Origin of the sequence: Lysobacter panacisoli, assembly GCF_009765165.1 — a bacterium.
GTDB lineage: Bacteria > Pseudomonadota > Gammaproteobacteria > Xanthomonadales > Xanthomonadaceae > Lysobacter_J > Lysobacter_J panacisoli.
Map to the genome: position 1 here is coordinate 1,410,225 of NZ_VLNU01000001.1, position 15,054 is coordinate 1,425,278.

A 15,054-nucleotide genomic window follows, 5' to 3' on the forward strand; every position below is an offset into this window, starting at 1 on the left:
TGAGACCGGCCTTTCCCGCCCTACCCTCGCAGTCGCCATGCCAGTCCGGACGCACGCGACGCATGCCGCGCGAGTGCCGCGCGCAGCACCGGGTCGGATACGCACAAGTGCAGTTCGCGGCGCGCGCGAGTGATGCCGGTGTAGAGCAGTTCGCGTGACAGCGCACGCGCATCCTGTCGCGGCAGCACCAGCCAGACCGAGTCGAACTCCGATCCCTGCGCCTTGTGCACGGTCATCGCGAACGCGCCGGTATGCGCGGGCAGCGACGCTGGATGGAAACCACGCACGCCCTCGGGCCCACCCGCGAACCAGGCCACGGGAATGCCCGCATCGTCGTGCTGGCAGACGCCGATGTCGCCGTTGAACAGGCCGTGGCGGTAGCTGTTCTCGGTGACCAGCACCAGGCGGCCATGAAAATACGGATCGCGCTGCGCGCCGGCGAGCGCTTCCTCGATGCGCTGGTTCAACGACGACGCGCCCTGCGCGCCATCGCGCAATGCGGTGAGAACGCGCAGCTTCGCGGCGTGCTTCAGCGCCACATCGGGATCACGCAGCGCCGACAGTGCGCGCCACGGCGCCAGCAACGTCTCGCGCGCAGCGCCGGCAAGCGGGTCGGCCACGTCTTCGTGGAAGCGCACGCCGGCCGGGCCTTCGCGCAACAGATGCAGCACCGTGTCGGCATCGCCGGCCCGCATCGCATCGGCGAGCGGCGCGAGGTCGAGCGAACGCGCCTGCCGATAACCGCGCTGCAACTGCACGCGATGACCGGACAGCGGCGCAAGCGCGGATTCCGGCAAGGACGGCACCTCTCCCAGCAACGGCGACAGCGCGCTCGACAGCGACGCGGGCAAAGCATCACCGTCGCCAGCGGCATCGGTGATCGCGGCCAGCACGTCACCGGCTTCCACCGACGGCAGCTGGTCGCGATCGCCGAGCAGGATCAACCGCGCACCCGGCGCGACCGCTTCGACCAGCTTGCACATAAGCGGCAGGTCGACCATCGATGCTTCGTCGACGACGATCGCATCGAACGGCAGCGGATGATCCGCGTCGTGACGGAACCGCGTGCTGTCGGGAATCGTGCCGAGCAGTCGATGCACGGTGCTGGCCGAATCGGGCAAGGCATCGCACCACGCTGCATCGATGCCGTCGCAGGTGCGCAGACCTGCGGTCGCGGCGCGCAGGCTTTCGGCCATGCGTTCGGCGGCGCGGCCAGTCGGCGCGGCCAGCGCGATACGCGGCGCTGCGTGGCCAGCCATGCGCGCCTGCGCGATCAGCAGCAGCAGGACGCGCGTGATGGTGGTGGTCTTGCCGGTGCCAGGTCCGCCGGTCACCAGCAGTAGCGAGCGCAGCAGTGCGAGCGCCGCGGCACGCGCCTGGCGGTCGCCTTCGCGCGCGGCCGGGAACAACGTCGCGAACAACGGTGCCAGCACGTGCAGGTCGCCGACGTCGGCCGGCGCCTCGGCGATGCGGCGCAGACCCGAAGCGAGGCGGCGTTCGTACTCGCGATAGCGGCGCAGGTAGAGCATCCCCCGCTCGATCGCGAGCGGAGCCTGCACGCTCACGGTGGCGGCGTCGGGTTGCGCGACCCAGTGCGAGGCGCGCAGCACGGTTTCCCATTCGTCGGCGCTCGGCCACTCGACCGCCGCGTCGCACACGCGCTGCGGCTGTGCGAGTTCGACACCGGCATGACCCTGCGCGACCGCCGACGACGCCAGCGCGGCTGCGACCAGCACGCGGTCGTCGACCTCACCACCGTCGAGCCGGCGCAGGCTCTGCGCGAGCGCATGGTCGATCGGGCGCAGCGCGCCTTGCCGCAGCAATGCATCCAGCAGGCTCATGCCGTTGCCTCCGTCCGCGCATGCGCGCCGTGGCTCATGAGCGCATCGAGTTCATCGATCAGCGTGCGTGGCGGACACCACGCGTGCACGCCCGGCGCTTCTTCGTCGGAGGGGTCGAGGCCGCGACAGAACAGGTAGCGCACGCCACCGAAGTGCGTGTCGTAGTCGTACTCGTCGCCCATCCGGAAGCGCAGCCACCGGTGCAGCGCGAGCGCGTACAGCAACGCCTGCAGCGTGTATTCGCTGTCCTCCATCGCCTGCGAAAGCGCATCGTGTTCGTAGCGCGGCAGGCGATTGGACTTGTAGTCGAGCACGTGGAAGCGACCGTCGTGCGCGTACACGAGGTCGATCTTGCCGGTCATCAGTCCTTCCAGCCGTTGCCGCGCGCCGAAGCCTTGGCGCTCGGTCAGTACGTCGTGGCGGTGCAGTAGCGAGAGCAGGTCCTGCGTGGATGTCGCACGCAGCGCGAAGTGGAACTCCATCTCCGCCAGGCGCGCATCGTGCGGTACGTCGCATAGACGCGCGCCCTCGGGCAACGGAACGGCGAGGGTGTTGCCAATCAGCGGCACGAGCACGTCGACGCCATCGGCGATGTCTTCGTCGCCGTAGCCTTCTGCATGGAGCGCGGCGCGCAGGTGCGTGAGCTCGCGTTCGTCCGGCGCTGCGTTCGGCCATCCGGCCCATGCCGAGAAGTCCACGCGCTCCAGCGCTCCGTGCAGCACGTTGCCGAAGCGACTTCCGGCAAAACGCGGATCGCCGTCGGGCACCACGGGCGCGGGCTCGTCGCGTGCGCCGCCCTCTTCCGCGATCGCGCGCGGCGCGGCTTCGACCGTACCCGGCGCTTCATTGGCGAGCTGGGTGAAGCTGTACACCCACCAGTCGCGCGACACGGTTCGCGCAGCGGCGCGCGCCGCCGCGACCCGCGCGTCGTTATCGGGCGGCAGCGATTCCGGCAACGTCAGCGGCCACGCAATGCGCCGAAGCTCGAACGCGTCGTCGAGCGCGTCCGTCAAAACATCGGTGTCGTCGAGCATCGCCGCAAGCGGGCTCAGCTCAGCCTGCGCGAACGGGCCGGTCGCCAGCCACAACGTATGACGCGCACGGGTCAGTCCGACGTAGAGCAGGCGCGCGTCCTCGCCGCGCTCCTCCTCGTCCTGTTGCACCTTCGCGTTGCTCCATGCCGCGCTGTGTTCCGGCGTGGCCTCGCTGCGCAGCTGCAACACGCGACCATTGCCGTCGTGGTATTCGCACAGCGCACCGTTGCGGCTGTCCCGGCCGATGGCCGCGAACGGGAGGAACACGAACGGATACTCCAGGCCCTTGCTCTTGTGCAGGGTCAGGATCTGAACGCACTGCGCATCGGATTCCAGACGCAGCTGTTGCGCTTCGTCGCTGTCGTCGGCCTCGGCGATCTGCACGCGCAGCCAGTCGACCAGGCCGTGCTCGCCGACCGCGCGCATGTCGGCTTCCTGCAAGACTTCGGCGAGTTGGAGCGTGTTGGTCAGGCGACGCTCTCCGTCGACCAGCGCGAGCACGCGCGGCGCCTGTTCGGCGCAGACGTCGTTGAGCATCGCCAGCGGTCCATGCCGCTGCCAGCGATCGCGCCATGCGAGCGCGCGCAGCTGCCAATGGCGATGCAGCGCCGGATCGTCGTCGAAGCGCGCGAGCGTTGCGGCGTCGAGGCCCACCAGTTGCGTGGCGAGCGCGCCGCGCAGGCGCGCATCGTCGTCGGGTCGCAGCAGCGCCTCGAGTAACACGAGCGTGTCGCTGGCCTGTTCGGTCGAGAACAGGCTGCGCCGACCCGCGGCGACGGCAGGCACGCCGGCCTGTGCCAGCGCCTCGCGCATCAGCGTGGCTTCAGTGTGGTTGCGCACGAGCACGGCGATGTCGCCCGCGCACGGTGCGCGCTCGCGCCCCTTCTCGCGCATGACGGCGCGGCCTTCGCGCGCATCCAGCAGCAAGGCATGGATCGAGGCGACGCAAGCCAGCGCGGCGAGCTGGCGCGCTTCGCCGACGCGCCATTGCGCGCGCGCGCGGCCGTCGTCGGGCGGCGGCAGCGTGCACACGGTGAGTGCGGGCGCGGTACGGTCGTCGCGGCGGAAATCGTCGTCGGCGACCTGTCCGCCCGGCTCGACGTCGCGGAAACGTATGCGCGCATCGACGAAGGCCTGTTCTCCGGCGCGTTCGTACAGTGCGGCGATGGCGCGCAACAAAGACGGCCGCGAACGGAAATTTCGATCGAGTGCAGGCGCCGCCTGTGCGCGTGAGGCCGCATCGAGGTAGGTGTGCACGTCGCCGCCGCGGAAGCGGTAGATCGCCTGCTTCGGATCGCCGATCAGGAACAGCGACGGCTCACCTCCCTCACCGTCGCCGAACACGCGGTCGAAGATGCCCCACTGGCGCGGATCGGTGTCCTGGAATTCGTCCACCAGCGCGAATGCGTACTGCGCACGAAGGCGCTCGACCAGGCGTGCACCGTGCGGGCCGTCGAGCGCGTTGGCGAGATCGGCGATGAGGTCGTCGAAGGTCTGCTCGCGGCGCAGGCGCTTGAGCGAAGCGAGACGACGCGCGGCATCCTCGCGGACGCGGTGCACCAGCGCGATGCGATGCCCGGCCAGCCAGCGTTCGCGCGCCTGCGCGGCGTCGATGTAGTCGGCGACCGCCGCGAACAACGGCGATTCCGGGGCCTTCAACGGCGCACCCTTCTTCGGCTTGTTGGTCTTGTCCGCAAGGACGTGTGGCGTCAGGCGATCCAGCCGGTCGTGGATCGGCGCGGTCGCATCGCCGTGCTCGCACCACTGCGCGAGCGCCCGCGTCACGTCCGCAGGCAAACCCTTGCGATACACGGTGCCGTTGAGGATCTTCGCTTCGATCGCCGCGTCGAGCGCGGCGCAGGCGTCGTCGCCATGCACATGGAATGCGGCGCGCAGGGCATCGGCCGCTTCGTGCAGTCGCGGGGTCGGATCGGGCGAATCCGCGGGTGGTGGCGGTGCGAGACGCGGGACGTACAACAGCTTGTACAGATCGCCGGCGAGTTCCTCCGGCGTGCGCCATTGCGACTGCAGCAGTTCGGCGTCGCGCGCGTCCGCGCCGAGCGAGCGCCACAGGTCGGTGGCGACGGCATCAATCAGTTCGCGTTCGCTGCCGATCAGCTCGGGCGCGAGCAGCGGTTGGCCCGCTTCGACCGCGTGCTCGGCCAGCGCACGCGCGCAGAATCCATGAATGGTGAAAACCGACGCGAGATCCATCTCGCGCGCAGCCTGGCGCAGGCGACGCGCGAGCGCGACCGGATCCTCATGTCGCGCCTGGCGCTCGATCAGAGCGCGCGTGACCGCGGCCTCGCCATCGTCGTCGAGCGTGGTCGGCATCAGCGCGACTTCGTTCGCCACGCGGGCGGCGAGATCGAGGCGCAGGCGCAGGCGTTCGCGCAGTTCCTGGGTCGCCGCCTCGGTGTAGGTGACGGCGAGGATCTGGCCGACGCGCAGACCGCGTTCGATCACCAGTCGCGTGACCAGCGTCGCCAGCGTGAAGGTCTTGCCGGTACCGGCGCTCGCCTCGATCAGACGCACGCCGTCCAGCGGCAGGTCCAGGAATCCATTCACAGGTGCGTTCACGCGTCGCCTCCGCTGCGTGCGTGCACGACGGCGTCGAACAGGCGCGTGGCGAGGTCACGGAAACGAGCGCCGTCCGCATCGTCGAGGAAGGGATCGCGCCCGCGCAGGGCGAGCTGCACGGCGGCGTTGTTCACTTCGCCCCAGCGTCGATCATCGCCGAACCATTGCTGCCGCGCGGCCTTCCACGCCGCGTGTTCGGCCGCATCGTCGCCGCGCGGCGCGGAGTACCACAGCCATGCCGAGCGCGCCTGCACCGGCAACGGTTCGCGCAGCCCCTCGCGTCGCAACGCGAGCAGCGCGCGCAATGCAGCGCGCGCGCGCTCGGGCGACGCCGCTTCGCGCAAACGCACCGCGGCGCCCTCCTCCCATTGGGCGAGCTGCGCCAGCGGACGCGCATCGCCCAGCGCGGACAGCACCAGCCAGTCTAGGCCGTGCGCGATCTGCGCGGGGCCGTGCAGGGCGTCGAGGCGCGTGCGCAGCGCGCCGTGCGGGTACAGGCGGTCGAGGTGCCCGTACAGGCGCACGCCGTCGAGGTCGAGTTCGAACGCGCGCGTCTGCGCTTCGCCTTCGCGCCAGCGTCGCAGCGCGGCGGCGTAGGGCTGCACTTCCGAGACCAGTGCCGCCAACTGGCGCTCGCCCAGCGGGCCGGACGGCAGCAGCGCGCGCGCACGAAGCCGCCGTGCGAGCGCGTCGGTGTCGCCCTCCACGCACGCATCGAACACGACCTGCTGCAAACGCCAGCGGTCCAGTCCGCGCGCGGGCGCGGTCAATGGATCGAGGTCGTCGCCGGCTTCGATCTCGTCGGGCAGGCGCAGGCCCATGCGCGTGCGCAGGAAGTGGCCGGCCGGATCGACGAGGAAACGCCGCAGCGCGACGAGCGCCAGTTCGCTTTCCGGTTCGGCCTGAGTCAGGACGTCGCTGAACCACGGACCGGGCTCTTCGCGCGGACGACGCAGTGCGTCGGCGGCGGGATGCCATTGGCCCTGGTAGCTGAAGTGGCGTGGATCGTCGCCGTCGCTGAAGGCGCGCGGCGAGAACGGCTGCAGCGGATGCTGCACCACGAGGTCGCGACGTGCGTCGGCATCGTGATGGCACGCAGCCGCGGCATCGAGCAGCTCCGACACCAGCACCGACGGTTCGCGCGCACTGCCGTCACGCGGATCGGCGCCGAGCCAGCTCAGGTGGAACACCTCGCCCGCCGACGTGAACAGCTGCAGGAACAGGAAGCGGTCGTCCTCGCGCAGCGAGCGGTCGCCGTAGCGGCGCGACGGCGTCGCCAGTTCCTGCGCCATGCGGTTGAGCCCACCGTCGGGATCGCGTCGTGGATAGTCGCCGTCGTTCATGCCGACCACGCAGATCACCCGGAACGGGATCAAGCGCATCGGCACCATGCGCGCGAAGCTGACGCCGCCGGTGAGAAGCGGCGCGCGCGTGTCCGATTCCGACAACGCCTGCTGGAAATGCGCACGCACGACGTCCGGCGGCACCGGCTTGTCGAAGCCGGCCTCCTCGGCGCTGGTCGCGAAGGTGTCGATGTGGCGGCGCAGGCGATCGAGCGCGCGCTGGTCGGCGATCGCGCGCGGATGTTCCGGCAGCAGAGCGTCGAGCAGCGCGAACAGGACGTCGCGCCACTGCGCGGGCGGCATCGCCCGACCAAGCACGCGCTCGTGGCGTGCGAACACGCGCAACACGCGGATCAGTGCATCGAGCGCGTCGAGCGCGCTGCCTTCCAGTTCGGTCCACGGCGCGACACCGGCGATGTCCTCGTCGTCGCCGCTGGCGTGGCCGAGCAATAGACGGTCGAGGGCGAAGCGCCACGTGTAGGCGTCGTCGGCCGGTGCGTCGTGGCGCGCGCGATGGTCGGGGTCCAGGCCCCAGCGCGCGCCGGCCTCGTGCAGCCAGCCGCGCAGGCGTTCGATGCCGGGCGCGTCCAGGCCGGCGGCCTCGGCGAGCGCGGGCGTCGCCAGCAAGTCGAGGACTTCGCCCACGCCGAAGCGCGCGATCGGCAGCGACAGCAGGCGCAGGAAGACTTCCGCGAGCGGTTCGCCGGCGAGCGGACTCAGATCGGCCAGCGCATAGGGAATGTAGTCGCGACGTCCGCCGAGTCCACCGAAAACCGCTTCGATGTGCGGACGGTACGGATCGATGTCGGGCGCTAGCACCGCGATCTCGCGCGCCTGCAATGGCGGGTCGAAGCGACGGCCTTCCGGCAGCGCGTTGTCGAGCAGCGCGCGCAGCCGATCGTGCAGCACCTGCACTTCGCGCAGGCGCGTGTGGCACGCGTGGACCTGCAGGCTGGGGTCGTCGCGATCGACGCGCGCGCGCCACGGCCGTGGCGCACGACGGTGCAGCAGGTCGCGCTGCAGGCGGCCGAGCAGGCTGTCGCGTTCGGGCTCGTCGTCGTCCAGCGCCTCGGGATCGGCATAGCGTTCGACTTCGAGCGAGGGATGCACCACCTCGTAGCTGCCGAGCACCGCCATGAAGTCGCGACCCGCCGCGCCCCAGTTGGCCAGCAGCGGGTTTTCGTCGTCGCCGGCGGTCGGGTCGTCGCGCAGGCGCTGGCCCCAGGTCGGCAGGTCGCCCCAATAGCGGCGCGACGGTGTGGGCACATAGAAATGCAGCGTGCCGGCGCGGGCCTGGGTCGAGATCACGCGCAGCACGTCGGGCGAGATGTTGAGCGTGGCGAAGGCGAACAGCCGCTTCGGCATGCCGGCCGGCAACGGGCCGGCCGGCGCGCCGAAGCGCGCGAGGTAGTCGTCGATGCGGCGCGCGCGATGGCGCCGGCCGGCGGCCACGCGTCGCCACAAGGCCGCCTGCGCGTCGTCGCCGTCGCGCGCGCTTTCCCACGACAGCAGCCAGTCGCGGCGCCAGGCCTGGTACTTCTCGAAGATCGAGGCGAGTTCGCCCGACAGCGCCCACGGCTTGAGCGGATCGCCGCCGCGCAGGTACTCGCGCAACGGCGCGAAGGCGCGTCCGCCAAGTGCGGCCGGATCCGACAACTGCGCGTACAGACGCCATTGCAGCGCGGCCGCATCGAGGTCGTCGCTGGCGCCGGTGACGTTGGCATCGAGCGCCTCGCGCACGAATTCGCCCGGGGTGAGGAAGCGCAGGTTCGCCGCCACGCCCTGCCGCTGCGCCAGGGTCGACTGCAGCCAGCGCCGCATCGCGACCTGCGGGATCAGCACCACGTCGGGCGCCAGCAGCGGCCGTCCGGGCACCGGCTCGCGCAGGTGTACCGCCAGCAGCTCGGCCAGCACGTCCAGTGCGTTGGAATGGTAGAGACGGAAGTCGGGGCGGCCGGGCATCGCGGCTATCTTGCCGGAGCGCCGTCGCGATAGCCGAGACGGGGCGTGGGCACGATTAAGACCGCCCCAAAATCCGCGCCCGAGAATCCCCCGGGAAATCGGCGAGTTGCTCGACGTTCGGCGCGGATGCCGGCGAAGGTCGAGCCAACTCGCCGAACCTGCCACAATGTCGTCTTCCGGTTCCCGTTCAGCCACCTCCGGCCAAGCTGCCGCACTTCGTTCCGGCAGCCCGGTTGCCTACGTCCAGCGCGCATGACCCAAGAAGGTCCCATCGTCCGGCTCAGCCAACTCCGCCTCGATCGTGGCGGACGCACCGTGCTGCGCGACATCAACCTGGACGTGCCACGCGGAAGCATCGTCGCGGTGCTCGGTCCGTCGGGCAGCGGCAAGTCCACCCTGCTCTCGGCGCTGACCGGTGAACTCACGCCGGCGTCGGGCACGGTCGAAGTGCTCGGCCAGCCGGTGCCGCAGGGCCGTCGCGCGCTGCTCGAACTGCGCAAGGGGATCGGCGTGCTGCTGCAGGGCAACGGCCTGCTGACCGACCTCACCGCGGCCGAGAACGTCGCCCTGCCCCTGCGCGCGCACACGAACCTGCCCGACGCGGTGATCCGCCGGCTGGTGCTGATGAAGCTGCACGCGGTCGGCCTGCGCGCCGCCGCGGACGCTTTCCCGCGCGAGCTGTCCGGCGGCATGGCCCGTCGCGTCGCGCTGGCGCGCGCGCTGGCACTGGATCCGCCGCTGATGATCTACGACGAGCCGCTCACCGGCCTGGACCCGATCGCCTCCGGCGTGGTGATGGACCTGGTGCGCCGCCTCAACGACACCCTCGGCCTGACCAGCATCGTGGTGACCCACCACGTGCACGAAACCCTGCCCGTCGCCGACCACGCCATCGTGATCGCCAATGGCGCGATCGTCTTTTCCGGCACGCCGGCTCAGCTGGAAACCAGCGACGATCCGCTGGTGCGCCAGTTCCTCAAGGGCGAACCGGACGGTCCCATCGCATTCGATGCCGCACCGCGCACTCCGGAGGCCGCCTGATGCCTTTCGTCGCCGCCACCCGTTCGCTGGGCCGCGCCGGCCTGTTCTCGCTGTCGGTCCTGCGCGCCTCCAGGCCGACCGCCGACTTCTGGCGTGAGCTGATCCGCGAGATCTACAAGATCGGTGCACGTTCGCTTCCGATCATCGCTGTTGGCGGCGCCTTCGTCGGCCTTTCGGTGACGCTGCTGGGCTATCGCGCGCTCGAAACGTACGGCGCGACGGCCCAGGTCAGCGCCCTGCTCGGCCTGGGTCTTTACCGCGAACTCGGCCCGGTCCTGACCGCCCTGCTCTTCATCGGCCGCGCCGGCAGCTCGATCGCCGCCGAACTGGGCCTGATGCGCGCCACCGACCAGATCACCGCGCTGGGCCTGATGGCCATCGACCCGGTCGGCAAGGCCGTCGCGCCGCGCTTCTGGGCGGCGGTGCTGTGCGTGCCGCTGCTGACCGGTTTCTTCTGCAGCCTCGCGATCACCGCCAGCTACTTCGAATCGGTCCACGTGATCGGCCTGGACAACGGCACGTTCTGGCAGGTGCTGCGCGACAGCGTCGATTTCGTCGACGACTTCGTGATGGCCTTCGTGAAGTCGGCGGTGTTCGGCGGCACGGCGGCGCTGGTGGCGGCCTACGTGGGCTTCCACGCCGAGCCGACCATCGAGGGCACGTCGGTCGCGACGACCCGCGCCGTGGTCAACGCTTCGCTGCTGGTGCTGATGTTCAACTTCGTCATGTCCGCTTTCCTGTTCCAGTAAGACTGATCAGTAAGGCGACTTCCAGGAATCCCCGCATGAGTTCCCGCGCTCCCCGTATCGAATTCGCCGTCGGCGCCTTCCTCCTGCTGGCGCTCGCCTCCCTCCTCGTACTCGCGCTGGCCTCCACCAACGGGCGCTGGGGCATGGGTGGCGATACCTACGAATTGACCGCACGTTTCTCGACGATCGGCGCACTTCGACCCAACGCCCCGATCAAGATCGGTGGCGTGTCGATCGGACATGTCGCCCGGATCGACGTAGATCCCGTCAAGTTCGACACCGTTGTGACCCTGGCCGTGAACAAGCGCTACGACAAGCTGCCCGCCGACACCGCGGCCAGCATCCTGACCAGCGGCCTGCTCGGCGAGAGCTACCTGAACCTGGCGCCGGGCGGCGACCCGGAGAACCTGAAGCCGGGCGACGAGATCTACCTGACCCAGTCGGCCGTGGACCTGATCCAGCTGGTGGGCAAGTACATGTTCAGCGGCGGTGGCGCCAAGCCTGCCGACAATGCCGCGCAGGGCGCCGGCCAGGCCGATGTTCCCGACTACCTCCAGGGCGAAGCCGCCCCCAAGGACGAGACCAAGTAACCATGACGCGTACTCCCCACCGTTCGCTGACCCTCCTGATCGCCGCCGCGCTGGCCGTGGCCGCCCCGGCCGCCGTGCTCGCGCAGACCGCGCCCGCCGCCGCCGCGACCACCGCCCCGGCCGGCTCGCCGAGCCAGCTGGTGCTGAGCAACAGCACCCGCATCCTGGCGACGCTGGAGTCGCGCCGCGCCGAGTTCACCCAGAACCGGGCCGCGCTGCGCGAGTTCGTCGCCAGCGAGTTCAACAACATGTTCGACCGCGACTACTCCGCGCGCATGGTGCTGGGCGTGCACGCTCGCGGCGCGTCGGACGCCGACGTGAAGGTCTTCGCCGATGCGCTGGCCGACAGCCTGATGCAGCGCTACGGCTCCTCGCTGCTGGACCTCAACAGCAAGCTCAAGGTCCGGGTGAAGTCTGAAACCCCGCTGCGCGGTGGCGCGATCGTGAAGGTGTCCAGCGAATACCTGCGCCAGGGCAACGAGCCGGTGCCGGTCGACTACCTGATGCGCAAGGTCGGCACGCAGTGGAAGGTGTTCGACGTGATGGTGGAAGGCGTCAGCTTCGTGCAGACCTTCCGCAACCAGTTCGATGCACCGCTGAAGCAGAAGTCGATTCCGCAGGTCGCGGCCGACATCAAGGCCGGCAAGCTGCAGGCCGAAGCGGCCAGCAACTGATCATGGCCACGGTACGCCAGGACGGCGACACCCTCGCCTTCGCAGGCGCGCTCGATCGCGCCTGTGTCGTCGCGCTGTGGCCGCAGGTCCGCAACGCGTCGGCGCGCCGGCTCGACCTGACCGCCGTGGACACCGTCGACAGCGCCGGCCTGGCCCTGCTGGCCGAGTTGTGCGAACGCCTGGGCATCGCCGAAGTCGTCGGCGAGCCTTCCGGCCTGGCCGAACTGCGTACCGCATACCGCCTCGACCGCAATCTCGCGTTCGCCGGCTGATCCTGGCGACACTCCGTTCCGGTCGTGGCCGCATGCGGCGCGGCCGGGCGCCCCCCGAGCCCCTTACACTGCGACCATGCGCCCCCACGCACCCCTACTCGCGTTCGTGCTCGCCAGCGTGCCGCTGATCGGCGACGCGCAGATCCTCGTTCGTCCGTTGTCGGGCCAGCAGCGCGAGGCCTTCGAGCGCTGCATGAAGGAAGCCGGGCAGGACGCGGCCAAGGTGCGCGAGTGCGCGAAGATGACGTTGGACGGCGAGACCACGCCGCGTACGCCGGAAACGCCCACGACGACGCAGCCCACGCCTGAAACGCCGGTTGCGCCGCCCCCGGAACAGCCGACGCCGGTCGAACCGCTGCCGCCCGATGCGCCGCGGCCGACCGATATCCCGCCGACGCCAGTGCCGCCGACGGAGCCCGAACCGAGCCCGCCTGCGCCGCCGGAAGACACGCGCACGCAGGCCGAGCGCGACTACGACGCGATCTACGGCGCCGAGCAGGACTACGGCGATCCGAACCTGCCCGAGCCCGTGTCGACGCCCAAGAGCTACGACCCCTGGGAGCGCTACAACCGGCAGATGCACCGCTTCAACAACGCGGTCGACCGCACCGTCGCGCGACCGCTCGCGCGCGGCTACGTGAAGGTCGTGCCGCGTCCGTTCCGCCTGGGTGTGAGCAACTTCTTCAACAACCTCGGCCAGCCGGTCTCGGCGATCAACGCGCTGCTGCAGGGCAAGCCCAAGCAGGCCGGGCAGTCGATGGGCCGCTTCCTGCTCAATTCGACGCTGGGTATCGGCGGCATCTTCGATCCGGCCTCCGACGCCAAGCTGCCGAACAAGAGCGAGGACTTCGGCCAGACGCTCGGCACGTGGGGCTGGAAGAAGTCACGTTACTTCGAGTTGCCATTGTTCGGCCCGCGCACGCTGCGCGACACCTTCGGCATGGTCGGCGATGCGCCGCTGAGTCCGATCCGCCAGATCGAGGCCGACAAGACGCGCATCCCGCTGCAGGGTCTGCAGCTGGTCGACGTGCGCTCGCAGCTGCTCGCCACCGACAGCTTCCGCGAAGGTGCGGAGGACGATTACGCACTGGTGCGCGATGCATGGATCCAGCGCCGCGATTACCAGATCTTCGGCGACCGCATGAAGGAAGACGACGACTCGCTGCCGGATTACCTGCGCGACGACACCAATCCGCAGGTGCCGGTCGACGCGATGCCGGTGATGCCGACCGACGGCGGTTGAGCGCTACGAACGAGTAACGAAAAAGCCCCGGCAATGCCGGGGCTTTTTTTATCGCTGCGTTCCGGGGCAGGGCGCCCGCGGATCAGTCGTTCGAGGCCGGCCGCTCCAGCGGCAGCGGCAACTCCGGCTCGTCCGGTGTCAGTTCCGCCGAAAGCACCTTCTTTCCCTTCACGCCCAGCTCGACCAGTCGCTGCGCGCGCGGGATGACCGCGTGCTTGGACTCGGACAGCTTGCTGCGCGCATCGGTGAACGCGGTATGCGCATCGGTGAGCTTGCGACCGACCACGTCGAACTCCGTCACGAAGCTCTGCAGCGCATCCAGGACCAGTCCGCCGGCCTTGCTGATCTCGATGGCCTGGCGCTGGACCTTGTCGCGCGTCCACAAGCGCTCGATCACGCGCAACACCGCCATCAGCGTATTGGGCGAGGCGAACACGATGCCGCGCGCGAACGCATCGGTCTGCAGTTGCGCATCGGAACCCAGCGCGGCCGACAGCGCGCCTTCGATCGGCACGAAAGCGACGGTGACCTCCAGCGCGGAATCGCCGACGGCGCGCGGGTAGTTCTTGTCAGCCAGGTCCTTCATGTGCTGGCGCAGCGCGACCGCGTGGCGACGCAGCGCGTCTTCGTGCTCTTCCGGCGTCTCGGCGTTCATCGCCTGCTGCCAGTCGATCAGGTTGACCTTGCTGTCGACCACGATGCGGCGATCGCCCGGCAGGCGCACCACCACGTCCGGGCGCAGCTTACGGCCTTCGTCGTCCTCGCTGGTGGCCTGTCGTTCGTAGTGCGTGCCTTCTTCCAGCCCGGAACCGCGCAACACGCTTTCCAGCATCAGTTCGCCCCAGTCGCCACGGACCTTGGCGCTGCCCTTGAGCGCGCGCGACAGGGCAGAGGCCTGCGTCGCCATGTCCTGGTTCAACGTCTTCAGCTCGTTCACCGCGCCGGCCAGCGCCGCACGCTCCTTCGCTTCTTCGCCGTACACCGTGTCGACGCGGGAGCGGAATGCGTTGAGCTGGTCCGCGAACGGCTTGAGCAGTGTTTCGATGTCGGACTTCGACTGCTGCGTCGCGGTGCGCACGTTGCTCTCGAACTGCGCACCACGCTCCTCGAAGGTCTTGCCGGCGAGTTCGGCGAACGTCGCCGAGAGCTTCGACTGCGCGTGTTCGAGGAAGCCCTTGACCTCGGCCTTTGCCTGTTCCGCGTGGACCAGGTTCGCTTCGGTCTGGGCCTGGCGTTCGCGCAACTGCAGCAGCTCGCTGCGCATGCGCGCCAGTTCGTCGCGATCGGCAGCGAGGCGCGACTGCGCATCGAGCAGCTCGGCGTCCTTCGCGCGCAGTCCGGCCGACAGTTCGGCGCTGGCCGTGGTGTGTCGTTCGGCCCGCAACTGGGCTTGTTCGAGTTCGCCGTTGAGGCGCGCGACCTCGCGCGCGCTGGCGTCGAGGCCGGCCTCGCGCTCGGACAGGCGCACGCGCAGCGCGCCGAGTTCGATCGCCTTCTCGCGTTCCATCTCGCGCAGGCTGGCCAGCTCGGCGTGCGGAGTGTCGCCGCCCTGTCGGCCGCCCAGGCGCAGCAGCAACCAGCCGACCCAGGCCAGCATGAGCACGATGGCGGCTGCCGCCACGTAGATCGCTGTGTCCAAGGATGCCGCCTCTATTCGCCGTTGATGCTGGCGTCCAGTGTATCGACACGCGTCTCAGGTGGTGAGACGCGTGCGTGCTGGAGAGT

General features: G+C 69.8%; 10 protein-coding genes. 6 read left to right on the forward strand and 4 right to left on the reverse strand.

Annotated features, from left to right (window positions below; all coding sequences use genetic code 11):
* Positions 1 to 20 precede the first annotated feature (20 nt).
* Genes recD through recC form a run of 3 tightly spaced genes read right to left on the reverse strand, consistent with a single transcriptional unit; the run spans position 21 to position 8,760 of the window.
* Positions 21 to 1,841, reverse strand: coding sequence for an exodeoxyribonuclease V subunit alpha (recD, locus tag FOF45_RS06765; protein ID WP_158983269.1), 1,821 nt, complete (start codon positions 1,839 to 1,841; stop codon positions 21 to 23).
* Complete coding sequence (gene recB / locus FOF45_RS06770; protein ID WP_158983271.1) at positions 1,838 to 5,455, reverse strand: exodeoxyribonuclease V subunit beta; 3,618 nt, start codon at positions 5,453 to 5,455, stop codon at positions 1,838 to 1,840. The genes recD and recB overlap by 4 nt, the downstream gene beginning before the upstream one ends.
* Complete coding sequence (recC, locus tag FOF45_RS06775; protein WP_233264072.1) at positions 5,452 to 8,760, reverse strand: exodeoxyribonuclease V subunit gamma; 3,309 nt, start codon at positions 8,758 to 8,760, stop codon at positions 5,452 to 5,454. Before recC ends, recB begins: the two co-directional genes overlap by 4 nt.
* A gap of 252 nt (positions 8,761 to 9,012) precedes the next feature.
* Here recC and FOF45_RS06780 point away from each other — a divergent pair, with 252 nt between their 5' ends.
* The 6 genes from FOF45_RS06780 (at position 9,013) to FOF45_RS06805 (ending at position 13,329) form a co-directional block, all read left to right on the forward strand.
* On the forward strand, positions 9,013 to 9,801 hold the full coding sequence (locus FOF45_RS06780; protein ID WP_158983273.1) for an ABC transporter ATP-binding protein: 789 nt from the start codon (positions 9,013 to 9,015) through the stop codon (positions 9,799 to 9,801).
* Positions 9,801 to 10,550 (forward strand): MlaE family lipid ABC transporter permease subunit, encoded by a 750-nt coding sequence (locus FOF45_RS06785; RefSeq protein WP_158983275.1) that lies wholly within the window; start codon positions 9,801 to 9,803, stop codon positions 10,548 to 10,550. The genes FOF45_RS06780 and FOF45_RS06785 overlap by 1 nt, the downstream gene beginning before the upstream one ends.
* A 35-nt stretch (positions 10,551 to 10,585) precedes the next feature.
* Positions 10,586 to 11,140 (forward strand): outer membrane lipid asymmetry maintenance protein MlaD, encoded by a 555-nt coding sequence (gene mlaD, locus FOF45_RS06790; RefSeq protein ID WP_158983277.1) that lies wholly within the window; start codon positions 10,586 to 10,588, stop codon positions 11,138 to 11,140.
* Between the two features lie 2 nt (positions 11,141 to 11,142).
* Positions 11,143 to 11,814 (forward strand): MlaC/ttg2D family ABC transporter substrate-binding protein, encoded by a 672-nt coding sequence (locus tag FOF45_RS06795; protein WP_158983279.1) that lies wholly within the window; start codon positions 11,143 to 11,145, stop codon positions 11,812 to 11,814.
* Positions 11,815 to 11,816: 2 nt separating this feature from the next.
* On the forward strand, positions 11,817 to 12,086 hold the full coding sequence (locus tag FOF45_RS06800) for an anti-sigma B factor antagonist (protein ID WP_158983281.1): 270 nt from the start codon (positions 11,817 to 11,819) through the stop codon (positions 12,084 to 12,086).
* Between the two features lie 241 nt (positions 12,087 to 12,327).
* Positions 12,328 to 13,329 (forward strand): MlaA family lipoprotein, encoded by a 1,002-nt coding sequence (locus FOF45_RS06805; protein WP_158987300.1) that lies wholly within the window; start codon positions 12,328 to 12,330, stop codon positions 13,327 to 13,329.
* A gap of 82 nt (positions 13,330 to 13,411) precedes the next feature.
* On the opposite strand, the gene FOF45_RS06810 is transcribed toward FOF45_RS06805, so the two are convergent.
* On the reverse strand, positions 13,412 to 14,968 hold the full coding sequence (locus FOF45_RS06810) for a DNA recombination protein RmuC (RefSeq protein ID WP_233264074.1): 1,557 nt from the start codon (positions 14,966 to 14,968) through the stop codon (positions 13,412 to 13,414).
* Between the last annotated feature and the right edge of the window lie 86 nt (positions 14,969 to 15,054).